Source organism: Lysinibacillus sp. GW821-FHT14F06, assembly GCF_058803665.1.
Window position 1 is genome coordinate 170,946 of record NZ_JBXAPF010000006.1, and the last position, 17,538, is coordinate 188,483.

20 protein-coding genes are annotated in these 17,538 nt (G+C 36.1%); 10 read left to right on the forward strand and 10 right to left on the reverse strand.

What is annotated here, in order from left to right; all coding sequences use genetic code 11:
* Positions 1-40: 40 nt before the first annotated feature.
* Complete coding sequence (locus AC1RNS_RS07970) at positions 41-214, reverse strand: hypothetical protein (protein ID WP_492991761.1); 174 nt, start codon at positions 212-214, stop codon at positions 41-43.
* Between the two features lie 415 nt (positions 215-629).
* On the opposite strand from AC1RNS_RS07970, the gene AC1RNS_RS07975 reads away from it, so the two are divergent.
* A complete protein-coding gene (locus AC1RNS_RS07975; RefSeq protein ID WP_492991762.1) occupies positions 630-1,475 on the forward strand; it encodes a VOC family protein in 846 nt (281 codons plus the stop codon).
* A gap of 126 nt (positions 1,476-1,601) precedes the next feature.
* Here AC1RNS_RS07975 and trmL read toward each other — a convergent pair whose 3' ends face one another.
* Together trmL and queG are read right to left on the reverse strand one after the other, a co-directional pair.
* The gene (gene trmL, locus AC1RNS_RS07980) at positions 1,602-2,075 is read right to left on the reverse strand and encodes a tRNA (uridine(34)/cytosine(34)/5-carboxymethylaminomethyluridine(34)-2'-O)-methyltransferase TrmL (protein ID WP_054772331.1); all 474 of its coding nucleotides are present in this window, start codon (positions 2,073-2,075) and stop codon (positions 1,602-1,604) included.
* Between the two features lie 191 nt (positions 2,076-2,266).
* Positions 2,267-3,397, reverse strand: coding sequence for a tRNA epoxyqueuosine(34) reductase QueG (gene queG / locus AC1RNS_RS07985; protein ID WP_492991763.1), 1,131 nt, complete (start codon positions 3,395-3,397; stop codon positions 2,267-2,269).
* 59 nt (positions 3,398-3,456) lie between these two features.
* Between queG and AC1RNS_RS07990 the strand changes: the two genes are divergently transcribed.
* Complete coding sequence (locus tag AC1RNS_RS07990; protein WP_492991764.1) at positions 3,457-4,146, forward strand: B3/B4 domain-containing protein; 690 nt, start codon at positions 3,457-3,459, stop codon at positions 4,144-4,146.
* Positions 4,147-4,161: 15 nt separating this feature from the next.
* Positions 4,162-4,671 (forward strand): hypothetical protein, encoded by a 510-nt coding sequence (locus AC1RNS_RS07995; RefSeq protein WP_492991765.1) that lies wholly within the window; start codon positions 4,162-4,164, stop codon positions 4,669-4,671.
* 69 nt (positions 4,672-4,740) lie between these two features.
* Here the strand turns inward: AC1RNS_RS07995 and AC1RNS_RS08000 are convergent, their stop codons facing one another.
* Positions 4,741-5,382, reverse strand: coding sequence for a hypothetical protein (locus AC1RNS_RS08000; protein ID WP_492991766.1), 642 nt, complete (start codon positions 5,380-5,382; stop codon positions 4,741-4,743).
* 467 nt (positions 5,383-5,849) lie between these two features.
* Here AC1RNS_RS08000 and AC1RNS_RS08005 point away from each other — a divergent pair, with 467 nt between their 5' ends.
* Positions 5,850-7,436, forward strand: coding sequence for a catalase (locus AC1RNS_RS08005; protein ID WP_492991767.1), 1,587 nt, complete (start codon positions 5,850-5,852; stop codon positions 7,434-7,436).
* A gap of 51 nt (positions 7,437-7,487) precedes the next feature.
* Here the strand turns inward: AC1RNS_RS08005 and AC1RNS_RS08010 are convergent, their stop codons facing one another.
* The gene (locus AC1RNS_RS08010) at positions 7,488-8,390 is read right to left on the reverse strand and encodes a S66 peptidase family protein (protein ID WP_492991768.1); all 903 of its coding nucleotides are present in this window, start codon (positions 8,388-8,390) and stop codon (positions 7,488-7,490) included.
* A gap of 120 nt (positions 8,391-8,510) precedes the next feature.
* Here AC1RNS_RS08010 and AC1RNS_RS08015 point away from each other — a divergent pair, with 120 nt between their 5' ends.
* A complete protein-coding gene (locus AC1RNS_RS08015; protein WP_492991769.1) occupies positions 8,511-9,395 on the forward strand; it encodes a DMT family transporter in 885 nt (294 codons plus the stop codon).
* A 147-nt stretch (positions 9,396-9,542) separates the two neighbouring features.
* Here the strand turns inward: AC1RNS_RS08015 and nagB are convergent, their stop codons facing one another.
* Positions 9,543-10,256, reverse strand: a complete 714-nt coding sequence (nagB, locus tag AC1RNS_RS08020; protein ID WP_492991836.1) for a glucosamine-6-phosphate deaminase — start codon at positions 10,254-10,256, stop codon at positions 9,543-9,545.
* Positions 10,257-10,453: 197 nt separating this feature from the next.
* On the opposite strand from nagB, the gene AC1RNS_RS08025 reads away from it, so the two are divergent.
* Complete coding sequence (locus AC1RNS_RS08025) at positions 10,454-11,200, forward strand: arylamine N-acetyltransferase family protein (RefSeq protein WP_492991770.1); 747 nt, start codon at positions 10,454-10,456, stop codon at positions 11,198-11,200.
* A gap of 64 nt (positions 11,201-11,264) precedes the next feature.
* Here the strand turns inward: AC1RNS_RS08025 and AC1RNS_RS08030 are convergent, their stop codons facing one another.
* Positions 11,265-12,356, reverse strand: coding sequence for an S-layer homology domain-containing protein (locus tag AC1RNS_RS08030; RefSeq protein ID WP_492991771.1), 1,092 nt, complete (start codon positions 12,354-12,356; stop codon positions 11,265-11,267).
* A gap of 238 nt (positions 12,357-12,594) precedes the next feature.
* Between AC1RNS_RS08030 and AC1RNS_RS08035 the strand changes: the two genes are divergently transcribed.
* The 4 genes from AC1RNS_RS08035 to AC1RNS_RS08050 are packed head-to-tail and all read left to right on the forward strand — an operon-like array spanning position 12,595 to position 14,719.
* Positions 12,595-13,194, forward strand: a complete 600-nt coding sequence (locus AC1RNS_RS08035; protein WP_492991772.1) for a TetR/AcrR family transcriptional regulator — start codon at positions 12,595-12,597, stop codon at positions 13,192-13,194.
* The gene (locus AC1RNS_RS08040; RefSeq protein ID WP_492991773.1) at positions 13,191-13,436 is read left to right on the forward strand and encodes an SGNH/GDSL hydrolase family protein; all 246 of its coding nucleotides are present in this window, start codon (positions 13,191-13,193) and stop codon (positions 13,434-13,436) included. The genes AC1RNS_RS08035 and AC1RNS_RS08040 overlap by 4 nt, the downstream gene beginning before the upstream one ends.
* Before the next feature lie 47 nt (positions 13,437-13,483).
* A complete protein-coding gene (locus AC1RNS_RS08045; protein WP_492991774.1) occupies positions 13,484-13,885 on the forward strand; it encodes a hypothetical protein in 402 nt (133 codons plus the stop codon).
* A gap of 18 nt (positions 13,886-13,903) precedes the next feature.
* Positions 13,904-14,719, forward strand: a complete 816-nt coding sequence (locus AC1RNS_RS08050) for an SDR family NAD(P)-dependent oxidoreductase (RefSeq protein ID WP_492991775.1) — start codon at positions 13,904-13,906, stop codon at positions 14,717-14,719.
* A gap of 224 nt (positions 14,720-14,943) precedes the next feature.
* Here the strand turns inward: AC1RNS_RS08050 and AC1RNS_RS08055 are convergent, their stop codons facing one another.
* The 3 genes from AC1RNS_RS08055 to AC1RNS_RS08065 form a co-directional block, all read right to left on the reverse strand.
* Positions 14,944-15,228, reverse strand: coding sequence for a hypothetical protein (locus AC1RNS_RS08055; RefSeq protein ID WP_492991776.1), 285 nt, complete (start codon positions 15,226-15,228; stop codon positions 14,944-14,946).
* A 177-nt stretch (positions 15,229-15,405) separates the two neighbouring features.
* On the reverse strand, positions 15,406-16,092 hold the full coding sequence (locus tag AC1RNS_RS08060) for an ABC transporter ATP-binding protein (RefSeq protein ID WP_492991777.1): 687 nt from the start codon (positions 16,090-16,092) through the stop codon (positions 15,406-15,408).
* A gap of 1 nt (position 16,093) precedes the next feature.
* Positions 16,094-17,128, reverse strand: a complete 1,035-nt coding sequence (locus AC1RNS_RS08065; RefSeq protein WP_492991778.1) for an ABC transporter permease — start codon at positions 17,126-17,128, stop codon at positions 16,094-16,096.
* Positions 17,129-17,538: the final 410 nt, after the last annotated feature.

Genomic DNA, 17,538 nt, shown 5'->3' on the forward strand with positions numbered 1-17,538 from the left:
TGGTTTTAAGAAAATAAGGAAAATTCTTGAGAAGCCATAACTAGTCCTTTTTGTCATCTTCAGGATCATCTACTTGGATAGGATCTGGAATACGGTCATCCTCCACAAGCTCTAAGCCATCACGTAAATGCTCCATTTGCTTTCCTAAATCCTGCAAATCTTTAAAGTTTCTAGCCATTGTACCATTTTCTATATTCGGAACCTTTTTTTCCATTATCATCACCTCTCTAATAGTTTTCCCGAAATAGTTATACTTGAACCATTTCTGACATATTTTATTTTTCTATGTCATTTTATTTTTCTAGTAGATAAGCTATACTAAATGGAGATGTCTTTATAAACATGAGGAGGGTTCTTCCATGAAATTATTATTAATTCTTGGTGTAACTGTTGCATTCTTATCTGCTATTTTCACTGCTGGTTACGAAGGCGACTACAAATCAGACAAATAATACCTCTAGAAAATCACTAAGCGTTTTATATGCTTAGTGATTTTCTTTATTCAAGAATTACTTCTCTTTTATTTTGATGAATAAAATGACTTGACTTTCTGTACTTTATAAAATAAACTTACTTACATAAAGTAAGTTGATAACTAAAAATAACTTTTAATATACGGAGGGTTCTCTATGCATTTTCATGAAAAACCAAACACTTATGTCACAAATGTTGAAATTAAAGTAAGTGATTTACAACGTTCAATAGCCTATTATCAAGAGGTGATCGGCTTTAAAATCTTACATCAAGAATCCTATAAAGCTACTTTAACTGCTGATGGAAAAACAGCGTTACTAACAATCGTTCAACCTGAAACTGTAGAAGAAAAAACGAGATTTACTACTGGACTTTATCATTTTGCACTTCTATTACCTACACGTCGTGATTTAGCAAATGTTATTAGTCATTTTCATAAAAATGGCGTGTATTTTGGGGCCTCTGACCACGATGTCAGTGAAGCACTATATTTAAGTGATCCTGATAAAAATGGCATTGAAATTTATGCTGATCGACCTGAAAATACATGGACTTGGCATTCTAATCAAGTGCATATGGTTACAGAGCCACTTAATGTTCAATCAATTTTAGCAGAAGGTAATAATACATGGAGTGGTCTTCCTGCTGGTACAGTAATGGGTCATATTCATTTATCTGTATCTAGCTTAACGGAAGCAGAGGAATTCTATACAAAGGGATTAGGCTTTGACATTGTCACACGCTATGGTGCACAAGCATTATTTATTTCTACAGGCCGCTATCATCATCACATCGGCTTAAATACTTGGTACTCAGAAAATGCGCCAAAGCTTGGTGAACATCAAGTCGGCTTAAAAACTTTTTCTCTGCGTTTAGATAATGAACAACAAGTAGCAACAATGAAAGAAAATCTTCGTGCTATTGGTGCTCCTGTTACTGACATCGCTGGAGGTTTCCAAACTGAGGACCCTGCTGGCAATAAAATTTTATTAAAATTTTAGGAAATTGCATTCTATCCATCAGTTTTTGTGTTCTATCATCCCCTTGGTGGATTCTATCCATCAGTTTTGAGGTGCTATCCATCAAACTCAAAAAAGCAGTTCTCACATGATGGAGAACTGCCTTTTTTAATGTAGCCCTGGATAACCTTGTTGGCGTAATGCTTCATATATAACAATAGCCGCTGTATTAGACAGATTGAGTGAACGTACATGCTCACTCTGTGGAATTCGCAAACACATATGTCGACGCTCATAAGCAAAATCCTTCGGCAAACCCGTTGTTTCTTTCCCAAACATAAAATAAATATCGCGGTCTCTATCACTAAAATCATGTGTTGTGAATGGCTCTTCACTATACGTTTCAATTAAATAAACATCGCCATTTTTTGATGCTTCTAAAAATTCTTCTAGTGAATCGTGATACACAACATTAACACTATGCCAGTAATCTAACCCAGCACGTTTCAGCATTTTATCGTCTGTGGAAAAGCCAAGAGGACGAATTAAATGTAGTGAGGTATTTGTTCCGGCACAGGTACGTGCAATATTACCTGTATTTGCTGGTATCTCTGGTTGATATAAAACGATATGCAGTGGCATAACGGTACACTTCCTTATTAAAAATTTCAGATAAAAAAGTAATTCTTATCTTAAATCGCACTGTTAGGGTGGTGCTTCCCTATAATAAATATTATTGCAGTTTTTTTGAGCTATTTCTCCCTCGTATTGAGCGGTTCTCCACGCTTTCGAGCGCTCCTCTTATTAAATCAATCTTGGGATACTCATCCACTCTATTGAAAAAATTGTAACCCTTTGTCAATTTCAATGCGTACCTCTTCGTCACTTTCCTTACCTTTCACCTTAAGTAATGCGGAATGGGCTTCTTCCCCCCCTATCTTTCCTAAAGCCCATGCTGCTGTCCCTCGAATAACAGGGCGATCATCCTTTTCCAGAAGTGCAATTAAATCTGGAACAGCCGCTTCTTCTTTAAAATGAGCAAGGGCCAATATAGCATTGCGCTGAATGGGCTTCTTCCCCCGCCATGAGCCAGAAATATGTCCAAACTTATCTTTAAACTCACGATTTGAAATCTTCAAAAGAGGCGTCAGCAATGGCTTGGCCAGCTCTGGGTCTGGTTTAAATTCTTCATGTATCCAATTGATTTTGCCTTTATTCTTTGGACATACGGTCTGACATGTATCACAGCCATACAATCGATTGCCAATATGTGTACGAAACTCATCAGGTAGTGTTCCCTTTGTTTGCGTTAAAAAGGCAATACAGCGCTGAGCATTTAGTTGTCCTCCTTCTATTAAAGCACCTGTTGGACAAACATCTAAGCATAAGCGGCAGTCTCCACATTCATCCTCCATAGGCTTATCTGGTGCAAAGGGGATGTTTGTGACAAGCTCTCCTAAATAGACATATGAACCAAATTCGGGTGTAATAATGGCGCAGTTTTTCCCGCTCCAGCCTATTCCTGCACGTTCAGCAACTGCTCTATCGACAAGTGCTCCCGTATCCACCATTGATTCAATTCGGACATCTTCTACTCGCTCTTTTAGCCAAACCGATAGTAATGTCAATCGTTCTCGTAATGCTGTATGATAATCGATTCCCCAAGAAGCACGGCAAAAAATCCCGCGTCGTACTCCTTTTTTGCCAACAGGTACATTCTGCATACGTGACGGATAGGCTACTGCTATCGCCACTATACTCTCTGCTCCGTCTAACAATTGTAGGGGTTCGGTTCGTTTTTCAATATCGCTTTCCTCAAAGCCGGACTGATAGCCAAGCTCTTGCTGGCGGCGCAGTCGATTTTTCAATTCTGTAAACGGAGCTGCTGTTGTAAAGCCAATTTTGTCTATACCAATGGACATTGCATACGCCACAAACTCATGTTGCAGGTCATGTATGTTCATTTTATTTCCAACTCCTTACATGATACAATAATAGAAATAGATAAAGTAGGTGATGTTTTATGGATATATCAATTAATCAATCCCTATTGACACAACATCCCGAGCTAAAATTCGGCATTATCCATTATACCAAAATTGTTGTAGCAGAATCGCCTCAAATGATTAAAGGTCGTATGCAATTGTATCAAGAAAATCTCTATATAGAAATGCAGGAAAACCCTGTTACACAACGAGAAGGAATTGCAGAATGGCGGCAACTTTGGAAAAGGCTTGGTGCTGATCCAAATCGGTACCGTCACTCAGCAGAAAGCTTAATGCGTCGAATCAGTAAGCAAAATTATTTAACACCTTATCATTCGGGAGTAGATTTAAATAATTTCTTTTCCCTGCAATATGAAATTCCAGTAGGTTTATATGATGTCGATAAACTACAAGGAGATGTGGAAATTGCACTTGGCGAAGAGGAAACTGGCTATGAGGGCTTAAACGGACGCTTTAACTCATTAAATAATATTCTCTATAGCAAAGACGCTGAAGGAGCATTTGGGTCACCGTTTGTCGATTCTAAGCGTACTTCTGTTTCAGAGGAAACGATTGAGGCTCTACAGATTTTCTACCTTCGACCATCACTAACAGAAGAAAATGCAGCTAAGCTTTTAGCCTCAGCAGGGAAAATGTTTAATCAAATTCATGGAGGCGACTATAATATTGCCCTATTAACCAACGTAGTACCAGCTACGACACTATAAAAAGGAAGTGTTTGTATGATTAATCTTGCAGAAGCCGTTAAACTTAAAAGTATTTTAGGAAAAAAAGTTCAGGAGCTTATTAGTGAATTACATCGTAGTGCCTTTGTAACTGTGGAGAAGGGACAAGCCCCAAAAACAAGTAATCGTGCAATGAAGGTCATTGAGACAGAATTAGCTCAAGTACGTCTTGACGCTCGTACATTAGATCGATTAGTCTATGAAGCAAATATCAATAATTCAGTAGACTTTAAGGGTAAAACATTGGCTTTAGTTGAAGCTATTGAGCTTGCAACACAGCTCCGTGCTGATGCTGAGCTTTGCAAACAATTTAGTATGCATGAGAAAGAAAGTGTGCGAATGGGCTATGGAGAAAATACATTGCTTTATGAGATTGCTATGTATGAGCCAGATGAATATCGTGAGCGTGCCATTCAATTAGAAAAAGACGCCCATAAATTATCAAATCTTATCAATGCAAAAAACTACAGTGTTACTATTAGCTTCGATGACTCTCAATATTTTTAAACAAATAAAACACCCCAAATGTTAAATTTATAACTTTTGGGGTGTAACACTGTATGAAAGACTCTTATTTTAATTAGCTAAATCATAATTAACTTCAAATTGTCCTAAATCCATATCAGCTAAAAGGAAAGTTACATTATAATTAGAATCAGTATATGTATGACTTTTTTTCTCTTCATCTAAAGCTTTCCCTAACTCTTCTTCATTTTTATCTAAATTTAAGCCAATTGCATCAGTAATTGACATTGCTGATAAAAATCCTTCTTCCCATTCGTCACCCTCTTCACTTACCTCATTAGCAGGGATACCTTCTACGGAAATATTATAGCCAATTAATTTTTTTTCCTCATTATATTTAGCCACTATTGTATAATGACCCTTATATTTTATAAAGTCCGCATCCAATAGAGTTTGTGAAAGGATTTTGTCCTCTTTCATTAAATCACTAGTTATTGGCTCAGGAATTTTCTCTAATGTTATAGGATTCTCTGTATCCTGTTTATATAAATCGACTCTGACATTGTATTTTTGAACAAACTTTTCTACAGCAGCTTTTGATTCAGTATCTACCTCATCATATTTTACTGGAACAATTTTTTCTTCCTTTACTACCTTTTCTTCTTTTACATTCTTCTCTTTATCCTTTTCGGCTCCTTCGCCAGAACACCCAACTAGCATTAGAGCTAGTAGTAAAAACAAAGCCTTCTTCATTATCTTATTTCCCCCTAAATTTATTTCTGAATATACTTTTCTACAAAATATTTCCGCATTCGCACATTACAATTATGATAAACTAATACTAATATTTCCATAGTAATTATTAACTATTTTACAATATTTTATATTACCTTTAGTCCTTTTTCTGCTAAGGCTTTCCATATTCTCTGAAACTGTATACAATAGATGTATGGAGTCTTGTACTCCATCTTGGATGTGTTGTTTTCAATCTAGCTTTTATGAAGCTAACTTAACTTAAACCAATAACATGTGACCTGTTACCATATGACCGATGACCAATAACCAACTATAGGCAAAGGCTATACTCAGAAAACTTGATTATTTTTTGAAAACACCATCCAAAGGCTCTCTTACATCTTGTATGTAGGAGAGCTTTTTTTATGTCTAGTTTGCCCTACTAAAGGACAGAATGGGTATATCCAAAAGAAGGGGGTCAAACAATGACAAAACAAAATGATTCAACTCATCAAGATGATACAACTTTAACGAATCGACAGGGGCACCCCATTACCAACAATCAAAATTTAAGAACCGTCGGTAATCGTGGACCTGCTACACTTGAAAATTACGATTTTTTAGAAAAAATGAGCCATTTTGACCGTGAACGAATCCCCGAACGAGTTGTACATGCTCGTGGTGCAGGAGCTCATGGTTATTTTGAAACCTATGGTACTGTCGGAGATGAGCATATTTCTAAATATACAAGAGCAAAGGTATTTCGAGATAAAGGTAAAAAAACACCTGTTTTCGTACGTTTTTCAACCGTTATACATGGTGGTCATTCCCCAGAAACTTTACGAGATCCACGTGGCTTTGCTGTAAAGTTTTATACAGAGGATGGAAATTGGGACTTAGTCGGTAATAATTTAAAGATATTCTTTATTCGTGATGCTATGAAGTTCCCAGATATGATTCATGCCTTTAAGCCTGATCCCATTACAAATATTCAGGATGTGGAACGCTTTTTTGATTTTTGTGCAAGCTCTCCAGAAACCTTCCATATGGTCACATTCGTTTATTCACCTTGGGGTATTCCTGCAAATTATCGAATGATGCAAGGCTCTGGTGTTAACACATATAAATGGGTAAATAGTGAGGGCAAGGCTGTCCTCGTAAAATATCATTGGGAGCCTTTACAAGGTATAAAAAATTTAACTCAAAGAGAAGCTGAGGAGATCCAGAAGAAGAATTTTAATCATGCAACGCAGGACTTATACGATGCGATTGAACAGGGCGATTATCCTGAATGGGAATTAAATGTACAAATAATGGAGGACGGGCCACATCCAGAGCTAGATTTTGATCCATTAGATGATACAAAGCTTTGGCCGAATGATCAATTTCCGTGGTATCCAGTGGGGAAAATGGTGTTAAATAAAAATCCTGAAGATTATTTTGCTGAGGTTGAGCAGGCAACTTTCGGTACAGGTGTACTGGTAGACGGTTTGGATTTCTCAGATGATAAAATGCTACAAGGTCGCACATTCTCATATTCTGATACTCAGCGTCATCGTGTAGGTGCAAATTATCTACAGTTACCAATTAATGCTCCTAAAAAACGAGTAGCAACCAATCAAAATGGCGGTCAAATGATGTATAAACGTGATTTAGCGCCTGGACAAAATCCACATATTAATTATGAGCCTTCCATGCTAAATGGATTAAAGGAAGCAACTCAAACAGACAAAGAATATACACCACATATTGAAGGCAATCTTGTACGTGAGTCTATTGATCGTCAAAGCAATACTAAACAGGCTGGCGAAACATACCGGAATTTTGAGCAATGGGAGCGAGATGAGCTTCTTGAAAACTTAATTCGTGATTTGTCAGTATGTAATATGGCAATTCAAAGGGCTATGATTGCTTTAGCAGAGGAAGCTGATAAAGAATATGGTCGCTTGCTAAAAGAAGGATTACAAAAGGCTGAAAAAAACGCATCGACATCAAAGCCCCTCGGCAATATTGATGGTGACGATGCTCCTGAAGATGCTATCAATAAGGGACATGATGCAGAGCCTTACTAAGAAAAAGAAGCACTCTACACAAGGGACTGATGCCCAAATGCAGAGTGCTTTTTAATGCACACCAGGTAAAATTTTTAGCACCTTTTCCTGTGCGTCTAAAATGGCATCTACCCCTAATGGAATAGCAATATTCGTTGTTTCATGACCGATTTTAAAGCCTGCTACCACAGGGATTCCTAACTCCCCAAAATACTCCTTCATTAACATTAGAAGTGCTGCTTCATCCGCTCCTGTCTGTGTAAATGAACCAATTACAATTCCTGCTAACTGCTCAAGCTTTCTTGCCTGCTTTAATTGCTGTAGCATTGAATCTATTCGTGGAATGGACTCTGCAATTTCCTCAATTAATAAAATTCTTCCTTCTGTCCTGACTTCAAATTTTGTTCCAATTGAACTTACTAGACGACGTAAATTTCCTCCAATAATTTGCCCGCGGGCTATACCATTTGCTATTGTTGTTAATTGTGAAATTTCTTCAGTATATTGTATTTCAATGGGTGAAAATAATTGCAAAAACATCTTTTTCGATAGCTCATCAATTCTTCCAACAGACATCAGTAGAGGTCCATGAAACGTTACTAAATTAGCATATTCATTAATTGCACAATGTAAATATGTAAGATCAGAGAAACCCCAGAAGATTTTTGGATGCTCCTCTAATAAAGTATAATCAACTTTCTCAGCAATACGTGCAGAGCCATAGCCACCTTTAACACAGAAAATGGCCTTGACCTCTGGATTTCTAACCATCTCGTGAAAGTCGGCTAGTCGCATCTCATCACTACCTGCTAAATAAGCATGCTTTGCTTGAATCGTATCTCCAATAATATAGTGAAGACCTAAATTATCAAGAAAGGATACTGCCTCTCCTAGCTTTTCGGGTTCCACTAGACTCGACAAAGCCACTATGCCAACTGTATCTCCCTTTTGCAAATGTGGTACGGTGCGTTTCATCCGAATTCCTCCTCCCTTTTTCCTTATTCTAGCATACTGATTATAAGGAGGCATTGATTATTCATCACCATAGTGACTATAATTATCCATAATATTCTTATTTAAAGGAGTTATTGCATCATGAAAATCCCACCATACGTATTATTATTGCTCGCGACTCTTTTATGGGGTGGTAATTTTGTTATTGGGCGTGCTGTTAGTGGAGATATCCCACCTCTTACACTAGCCTTTCTAAGATGGTGTGTCGCCTTTATCGTATTTTTCCCCATTGCTTATCGGAGTTTAAAGCATGATTGGTATATGCTCAAGGCAAATTGGCCAATCGTTATTATTTTATCTCTAACAGGTGTTGCAGCATTTAATACCCTTGTTTATATCGGTCTACATTATACAACGTCTATTAATGCATCCTTAATGAACTCATCGACACCAATTATGATATACATATTATCCTTTATTTTTTTGAGGGAAAAACTATCAAAATATCAGCTGCTTGGAACTGCTTTATCACTTAGTGGTGTCATTTTCATTATTTCAGGAGGCTCGATTGCAAGCCTAGTTGATTTTACCTTTAATAAAGGTGACTTAATTGTACTCGTCGCAGTCTTCTGCTGGAGTATTTATTCACTTCTCATTAAACATTACGCCAATCGCTTACCAGGGCGTTCAACATTCCTAGTAACCATTTTTACTGGAGCCATTATGCTATTACCATTTTATATCTATGAAACCGCAACGTTGACAAGTTCGATTCATTGGCAGTGGTCGACAATAGCCGCCATTCTCTATGTTGGGATTTTCGCATCCGTTGTTGCCTTTTTAAGCTGGAATAGTGGCATTGTACAGTTAGGTGCAAATAAGGCAAGTATTTATTTAAACTTCATCCCTGTATTTGCATCCATCTTTGCAGTACTGTTTCTTGATGAAAAGCTTCATGCCTTTCAAATTGTTGGGGGACTTGCTGTTGTGGCAGGGGTCATCGTATCGGGTAGAAGAGTGGGCTAAAGTTATATCCTATCCATTAATTTGATCATTCTATCCATCGGTTGGGGGGCTTCTCTAGCAATTCGTTATTTTTATCCGTCAATATGAAGGTTCTATTCAATATTAAATAAGCGTAGACTCCAATTAGTTGAAATCTACGCTTATCATCTATTTTGTTCCGCCGTAAATAACCGTTACATTTGGATGATTTAGTAATTGGCTTGCTGGGAAATCTTCATTTACAATTCCACTTTTTAATCGTTCAATTGCCTCTAGCTTTTTCTCACCAAATGCAATCAACACAATTTCCTTGGCATTCATAATCGATTGAATACCCATTGTAATAGCATGTGTCGGAACATCCTTAGGATCATCAAAATAAATCGCATTTTCAGTACGAGTAGATTCTGTAAGCTCTACTATGTTCGTAAGTGATTCAAAGGGTGTTCCTGGTTCGTTAAAGCCAATATGTCCATTAACACCAATACCGAGAAGCTGTAAATCAATGCCTCCTGCTTCCTTAATTCGAGCATCATACGCTGCACACTCCGCAGCTAAATCCTCTGCCTTGCCGTTAGGTAAATGTATATTTTCTTCTTTTATATCTACATGATTAAATAATTGCTCATGCATAAACGTCCAATAACTGGCTGGACTTGTTTGATCCAAACCTACATATTCGTCTAGGTTAAACGTGATAACATCTTTAAATGAGACCTGTCCAGCTTGTTGACGCTTCACTAATTCCTCATACATTCCTACAGGTGAACCACCAGTTGCTAGTCCTAAAATGCTAACAGGCTTTTCCTGTAATTGCTTTGTAAAAATATTCGCTGCCACTTCGCTCATTTCATCATACGAATTGACTTCTATCCATTTCATTGTTGTCATTTATATACCTACCTTACAATATTTATTATGAACTTAACTGGAAATTAATTTACTAAATAGTAGCTAATATTTAAATTTTACTAGTTATCTATCTACTTTTCTATTATTTTCTTTTAAAAAGTTTGTACGTGTAATCTCAAGCCATTTGGGTTATGTTAATAAATAAGGAAGTGAGGCGATAGTATCGTATGAATTCGCAAATATTGCAATATTTAAAACATATTCATTTTCAAGGTCCTTTAACTGAGCCGACTATTAAACTACTTGGGCAGCTGCAAACAAGGCATTTAAATTCTATCCCGTATGAAAACTTAGATGTTGCTTTGAAACAAGACATCTCCTTCTCTATTCCTGATATATTTCAAAAAATAATTATTCATAAACGCGGAGGCAATTGCTTTGAACTAAATATTTTATTTAGCTGGCTACTCTGTGAGCTTGGTTTTTCTGTGACAAATCGATATGCACAGTTTTGGCGAAATCTTAAAGCAGATACATCTATCGAAGATGTACCTATGCATCAGTTATTGCTTGTCAATTACGCTGGTCAATCCTATATCTCTGATGTTGGCGTGGGTGCACTAGCTCCCTGTAAGCCAGTTCCACTAATAGCAGGTCGTCTACATCGTGAAGGCAACGAACTTTATAAAATTGAACAAGATGATGCAAACGGATGGATGCTGTATGAGCAAACAAAACATACTTGGCGTTTACTCTATAGTTTTTTTGACGACGCAAATGATGCAAAGTTCGCTCCAAGACTTTCTAAACAAAAAAATAAAATCGCTATGATTCGTACTCCTCGTGGTCGACATACTATGCTTAACAATGAATTCCGAATATACGAGGGACAATCCTTAACAACCTATACAACTCAAAACGAAAAGGAATGGCTACAAGCCCTTCATCGCTTTTTTCATATTTCATTGGATTAGATACTTCATAACAAAAAGCAAGCTTTCTTATTAATAGAAGACTTGCTTTTTCTGTTACGAAGAGTTAATTTTCAGTACGATCAAGAAGCTCGTAAATAACCTCATCATTGTAAAGCTCTTTAACTAATCCGATACCATCTACAAAGTAATATGTCCATACATTATCACTGTAAACGGATTTTTCCTCTATAACAATGACATTATTATAGTTAACACCACCTGCTCGGACAGTGCCATCTGTTGCTTTAACAGTAATTCGTATGCCTGAAATAACTCCACCATCATCTTCATGTCTAATAACACCAATTCTAATCGGTAGTGAGAAATATATATCATAATGTGTACTTTCATTACTCGCCAATCCCTGAGCATAATGAAGACTCTCACTTAATAGATACTCTTCATCAAATAACTCGTTTGAATTTAAATCAGTTATTGTCCATACATCATTCTTATTGTTATTATGACTATATTCATATTTTAATGTATAGCGATTCTTATCATTCAACGAATAATATGAATATATGTAGTCATATTTAGTATCTTTTAAAAGATCTGAATTCGATAACGTTAATGCGCGAGCCAAAAATGCTGAAAAGTGAGCTCGTGTTAAAGGTAAATCAGGCTTAAATGAGCCATCCGTATAGCGTCTTGTTATATTATTACTTGCTATTGTGTAAATTTCCTTATAGCCCTTCGTTTTTTCTGTCACATCTGAAAAATAATATCGCTCAGATTCCTTTAATTTAAATGCTCTTTGCAGCACAATCGCCATGTCCCCTCTTGAAAGAGTAGCCTCTGGATTAAATTTCTGCGCCGAATCGAAAATGCCAGCATTGTGCACTGCTGCAATATCTTTAAAATAGGCATGTGTAGTCGGTACATCCTGATACTTTGGATCCTTCACATTTGCTGTTTGCAATCCTAAAGCGCGTGTTAACATAACAGCCGCCTGCGCTCTTGTTACATAGGCATTCGGTTTAAATAGGTCATTTGGATAACCATTAATAATTCCTTTTTCCACTAGGTGATCAATTTCCGTAATCAAAGTATTATCATCAGACACATCTTTAAAGCTTGCTGCATGTACACCCTCTAGTGGTATTAAACAAACAGCTAGAAATAGTACACATGCTATTTTCAATATCTGTTTCATATCTCTCCCTCGCTTTCTCATTAATCATCATATACTTTTTAGACACCATTTCCAATAATTCCTAACATAATACTCTGCAATTACAGTGATAATTCAAAATTTAACCATTATAACGAACAGACACTCTAGTTCGCAATGTGACAACATAATGACTAATGTATTTCCCTATGTATTTATGAATAAAATATCGTATAATTAAATTAGAACAACCGTTCAATTTCTAAAAAGGAGAAAATTCTTGAATAAAAGACGTTATGATAGTGAAAAAGCAAAGGTTGAAATGATGCAACATGCGGTTAGTTTGTTTTCTCAAAAAGGCTATAATCAAACATCAGTTGGAGATATTTCAACCGCTTCAGGCTACAGCAAGGGACATATTTATTATCATTTTGAAAACAAAGAAAAGCTTTTTGTTCTCTTAGCTCAACAAACAATGCAAGATTGGCACAGTAAATGGCTTCAAAAAGAATTTACCTACTCCACGGCAACAGAAAAATTATATGGCATGGCTATGCATGTTCTCTATCATTACCAAACACCTTTATTAAGATCTGGGCAAGAACTAGCTGCCAATCCTAAATCTAGCCCTGAATCCGTACAACAATTATTCAATTTAGCGGCTGTACCGATGGGTGCATATCGTACAATTCTTCAAGAAGGAATTGATAGAGGGGAATTTATTACTGGGAATATTGATGAATGGACAATTCTACTAGGCACTTGGCTAGGAGGCTTATGTCAGCTTACAAATACTCAAGAGCTTAAAGAGTTAGAGCCACTTTTCCAACAAGCAATAACCATTTTTTTAAAGGAAATCAAAAAGGGTGGATATAAATGAAAATTGCCTGTATAGGGGACAGCTTAATAGAAGGGCGACCTGGGGTTTCATTTTTCAAAAGATTAATAGCAAAACATCCACATATAAAATTTGATAATCTTGGTAAACCAGGTGAGACAGTTAAAAGCTTACACATTCGATTAGAGAAAACGAAGCTTGTTAGTTTTTATGACCTCAGCTTTCTTTGGATTGGTGTTAATGATGCTTATGAAAAGCTTTTGAAAGTACAGGCAAGCCGGTAACAGAAGATTATCAAAAATTTAAAGAAAACTATTTAAATGTTTTAGAAATGATTTTAGCATCTTCGAAACATGTCGTTTTAGTAACACCAGCTTTAGTAGGAGAGGAAATAAGAAGTGCTTCAAATATGGAATTAAAAGAGCTTTCCTCCATTATTCATTCTATCTCTTCTAAGTATGCAAATGTTAGTTTTTTAAATATGCACAAGGTTTTTGAAAGTCACTTGGAACAAATTAATAGCTCAGATTATATTAACACTAATGTTCTGAAAGTGATGAAAGATGTACTGTTCTATAAAAATCCTTTGCGAATTGATCGATTATCTCAAAAAAGAGGGCTACATTTTACTTTGGATGGTGTTCATTTAAATAGTAAAGGAGCTGAACTAGTCGTGGATGAATACACAACTGTAATTGAACAGCTTCTATTGCAGGAAGTCACTGTTCATTAGAAATTCAAACAAGAGGTGATGAATATGAAAAAAATTGCGATTGTTACTGGTGGTGTATCAGGTATAGGAAAGGCTATCTGTAAAGAGTTAGTAGATCGCCATGTGTTTGTATTTATTGCAGATATCAACAAACAAGATGGGCATCTTCTAGAGGCAGAACTAAATAAAGATGCCTCAAATGCTAGATTTGTTGAACTAAATGTAACCGATTACAAAAGTGTTGAACATGTTATTACAAATGTATATGAGGAATTTCAAAGATTAGATTATTTATTCAACAACGCTGGAATAGCAATGTATGGTGAAATTTACGATATGTCGATAGACGAATGGCAAGACATTGTGGATATTAATTTATGGGGCGTCGTTTATGGTACACAAGTTGGCTATCAAATCATGAAAGAACAAGGATTTGGACATATTATCAATACGTCATCAGCAGCGGGGTTAGGGCCATCTCCTATTTCTGCGGCATACTCAACGACAAAACATGCTGTTGTAGGTTTAACAACATCACTCCATTATGAAGCTGAGGAATATGGTGTCAAGGTAAGCACCTTATGCCCGACTTTTGTTGATACACCTATTTTTGATAAGGCAACAGCTATTAATATCGATAAAACAGCGATGTCTAAGCAATTGAAAAAGCAAAAAATGATGTCTCCTCAGCAATTAGCAAAAATCGCTATTGCAGGCGTGCACAAAAATAAGCCAATTATTTGTCCAATGCCAATGCGTAAAACAATGGATATTGTCTTTACACTCTTCCCTTCGTTACACCGAGCGTTAATGAGAATGGTCTGTAAAGTAAGCCGAAATGCACGATTAACGTAAACATATTAAATTGGTAAAAAACCGCTATGCTTTTCAACCACCAAGGCATGAATCGCATCAAAAAATAGGTTGCTGAGTGCGAAGGCTTATGTCTCCTTCGCTATATTTTCCATTTACAATTTATCGCAAAAACAATTCATAGGAGTCTCGCGGTTTTTTACCTTAATCTTTAAGATAACTAATACATTGAATGGATTACCCCCTTTAAAGAGGCAAGCAACTAGTTATTTATGCTCTTCCTCATCGTTTTTATAAATACCTAAAAGTAATATAATAAGTCCTATAACAAAAATAACAGGAGATAATAACATCATCATCGATGCTGCCCAACCATTTCTAACCAGCATTCCATACGTTACGCCAATTAAAAAAGACAAAAACGGTGCAAATATTAGCATTGTAATAATACCCCAAACGATATATTTCCCTTTTTCTGACCTTCCCTCGCTTAATTGAAATACCGCTATTAAACCTGCTAATACAATTAATAAGGCAATAACAAACGCCATGTCAAATCACCTCCTTCTTTCCTTCTACAATATGCTTCATTTGTTTAGTGATTTGGTAACTTAACACTAGGCTTATTAAAAAAACTATCATTGACTTAAATCGGCCCCACATTATGGTGAAAACCTGTTTAATCAAAATAACGCCACAACCATTAAAACATGGTTGTAGCATTTTATCTAAATAACATCTTGTAAAATGACACCGTCACTCATTTTAATAATACGATCCGTATAAGCCAGCATTTCTTCATCGTGTGTCACCATTAAAGTAGTTATATTTAATGATTTAGTCAAATCTCTAATAAGTAACATGACCTCTTCTGATTTTTGCGAATCTAAACTCGCAGTTGGTTCATCTGCAAACAGGACTTTTGGTTTATGGATGATTGCCCGGGCAATAGCAACACGCTGCTTCTCACCACCTGACAATGACGAAGGATAAGCATTTTTCCGATGGTCCATCCCTACTAATTTTAGTATTCGATTAATTTCATTATTTTGCTCCTGTTTCTTTAATTTTGATTCAGAAACATCTAGCATTAACAGTAGCTGCTCTTCAACTGTTAGGAATGGGACAAGATGTGCAAACTGAAAGACAAACCCAAATTTACTTGCTCGTACTTTTCGAACCTCTTCAGAGCTCATAATGGACATATTTTTCCCCTCAAAGATAATTTGCCCATCTGATGTTGGCTGAAGTCCAGCAGCTATTGTTAGAAGCGTACTCTTACCAGATCCAGACGCACCAACCATTGCTGTTACTTCCCCTTCTTTTAGAGAAAGATTTATTCCCTTAAGTATCTCTTCCTCTATTTCTCCATTTGTAAATGTTTTTCGAACTCCATTGATTTTAAATAAAGTCATATTAAGCCTCTCCTTGTTGTATCGCTTGTAATGGTTCAATCTTTTTAATTTGCATTCCTGAAATTGTAGCACCAATAAATCCAATAATTAAAAACACAATCGATAGCTGAATGGTAGTTGTGATCGTTAAAGAGAAAGGCATTCCATTTGGCGTTATTAAATTAAATGCCTGACTTAAGCCAACAGATAAAACAAGAGAAATAACTGTAATGATGGCCATTTGTGTCCATATCATTTTGAATAGTTTGCCTGTTTTTAAACCAATGGCCTTTAAGATTCCGTATAAACCAATTTTTTGGACATTCATCATGTAGAAAAAGATTGCAAACAGCATCCCACTAATGACTATTAAAAACCATACAATCATATTTAAAGACATTTGTTCCGCGTTATAGCTTGGAATTGTCTGAAGAAATTCTTTATTGGAAAATGATTGTAATCCAGCAAACTCTTTTGAAGAATCTCCATTTGGTACAAAAATCATCTGCATTTCATCAGCACGGTATATTTCTTGATAATCTTCTTTATTTATATAAGCGACTGGCGCATGACTATATTTTTTTTGCTCTACAAATCCCTTGACGACGAATTTGCCATTAAATTGATTATTCGTTAATCTATCTCCTACTTTAATTCCTTTGTCTTTTAAAGAGCTATCTAAAATCACTTCCTCATGTTTCACATTTGCAAATAGCGTTGAAGCAGTAGCAGTAGTAAAGGCAACACTCTGCTGCTTATTGTCCTTATCATTTAAAAAGCCCATTTGTATTGAAAAAGCTACAGCATTCTTTTCATTGCTTAATATTTCATTTTGAGTGCTACGATCTATCTTTGAAAGATTATATGTTTTATCCGCATCTTTACTTAAATAAAATTGCCCCTGTGGTAAATCTTTAATTAAAGCGGCATTATCTTGTGATAATCCATTGGCCAAACCAGAAATAATAAAAGTTAATAAACTAACAAGAAAAACAATTGAGCCTAATATTAAAAACCTTCCTTTATTTTTCTTTATTTCTTTCCAAGCGAGATTCATATTAAATGCCTCCGTTCTTTTTAATACCCTAAGCTTAAAATTCTTAAATGAACGGAGGGTGAACTAAATATTAAAAAAGCTCATAAACCTTAAATTAAGGTTATGAGCTCATAGTGTTGAAAAACTAAATGGTCAAGGGACTCTTTGTGAATATTTAGTCAAAATGAAGGTGATTTCCGTTCCAGGCTACTCGCTTTCCAGTGGGCGAGCGACGAGCCGCTTCCTGCGCTGACGCTCCGTGCAGGGTCTCGTCTGTCTCGCTATCCCACAGGAGTCGAGTAGCCTTACACTCCAATCAGCAATAGTGTATAACTTTAAATATTTTCTTACCTCAAAAGTAAAGTAAGCCTGTTACATACCAGCATTAAATGGATAGAATAGTGGCACAATTCTATAGTGCTCATTTTAAA

Excerpts from the sequence above, each read along its gene's own strand:
- nagB (WP_492991836.1), bottom strand. The coding sequence starts at position 10,256 with ATGAAATGGATAGAAGTCAATTCGTATGATGAAATGAGCGAAGTGGCA.
- AC1RNS_RS08045 (WP_492991774.1), top strand. The coding sequence starts at position 13,484 with ATGATTTTAGCATCTTCGAAACATGTCGTTTTAGTAACACCAGCTTTA.
- AC1RNS_RS08065 (WP_492991778.1), bottom strand. The coding sequence starts at position 17,128 with ATGAATCTCGCTTGGAAAGAAATAAAGAAAAATAAAGGAAGGTTTTTA.
- AC1RNS_RS07970 (WP_492991761.1), bottom strand. The coding sequence starts at position 214 with ATGGAAAAAAAGGTTCCGAATATAGAAAATGGTACAATGGCTAGAAAC.
- AC1RNS_RS08005 (WP_492991767.1), top strand. The coding sequence starts at position 5,850 with ATGACAAAACAAAATGATTCAACTCATCAAGATGATACAACTTTAACG.
- trmL (WP_054772331.1), bottom strand. The coding sequence starts at position 2,075 with ATGCCACTGCATATCGTTTTATATCAACCAGAGATACCAGCAAATACA.
- AC1RNS_RS07995 (WP_492991765.1), top strand. The coding sequence starts at position 4,162 with ATGATTAATCTTGCAGAAGCCGTTAAACTTAAAAGTATTTTAGGAAAA.
- AC1RNS_RS07975 (WP_492991762.1), top strand. The coding sequence starts at position 630 with ATGCATTTTCATGAAAAACCAAACACTTATGTCACAAATGTTGAAATT.
- AC1RNS_RS08025 (WP_492991770.1), top strand. The coding sequence starts at position 10,454 with ATGAATTCGCAAATATTGCAATATTTAAAACATATTCATTTTCAAGGT.
- AC1RNS_RS08000 (WP_492991766.1), bottom strand. The coding sequence starts at position 5,382 with ATGAAGAAGGCTTTGTTTTTACTACTAGCTCTAATGCTAGTTGGGTGT.
- AC1RNS_RS08010 (WP_492991768.1), bottom strand. The coding sequence starts at position 8,390 with ATGAAACGCACCGTACCACATTTGCAAAAGGGAGATACAGTTGGCATA.
- queG (WP_492991763.1), bottom strand. The coding sequence starts at position 3,397 with ATGAACATACATGACCTGCAACATGAGTTTGTGGCGTATGCAATGTCC.
- AC1RNS_RS07990 (WP_492991764.1), top strand. The coding sequence starts at position 3,457 with ATGGATATATCAATTAATCAATCCCTATTGACACAACATCCCGAGCTA.
- AC1RNS_RS08040 (WP_492991773.1), top strand. The coding sequence starts at position 13,191 with ATGAAAATTGCCTGTATAGGGGACAGCTTAATAGAAGGGCGACCTGGG.
- AC1RNS_RS08055 (WP_492991776.1), bottom strand. The coding sequence starts at position 15,228 with ATGGCGTTTGTTATTGCCTTATTAATTGTATTAGCAGGTTTAATAGCG.
- AC1RNS_RS08050 (WP_492991775.1), top strand. The coding sequence starts at position 13,904 with ATGAATATGAAAAAAATTGCGATTGTTACTGGTGGTGTATCAGGTATA.
- AC1RNS_RS08030 (WP_492991771.1), bottom strand. The coding sequence starts at position 12,356 with ATGAAACAGATATTGAAAATAGCATGTGTACTATTTCTAGCTGTTTGT.
- AC1RNS_RS08015 (WP_492991769.1), top strand. The coding sequence starts at position 8,511 with ATGAAAATCCCACCATACGTATTATTATTGCTCGCGACTCTTTTATGG.
- AC1RNS_RS08060 (WP_492991777.1), bottom strand. The coding sequence starts at position 16,092 with ATGACTTTATTTAAAATCAATGGAGTTCGAAAAACATTTACAAATGGA.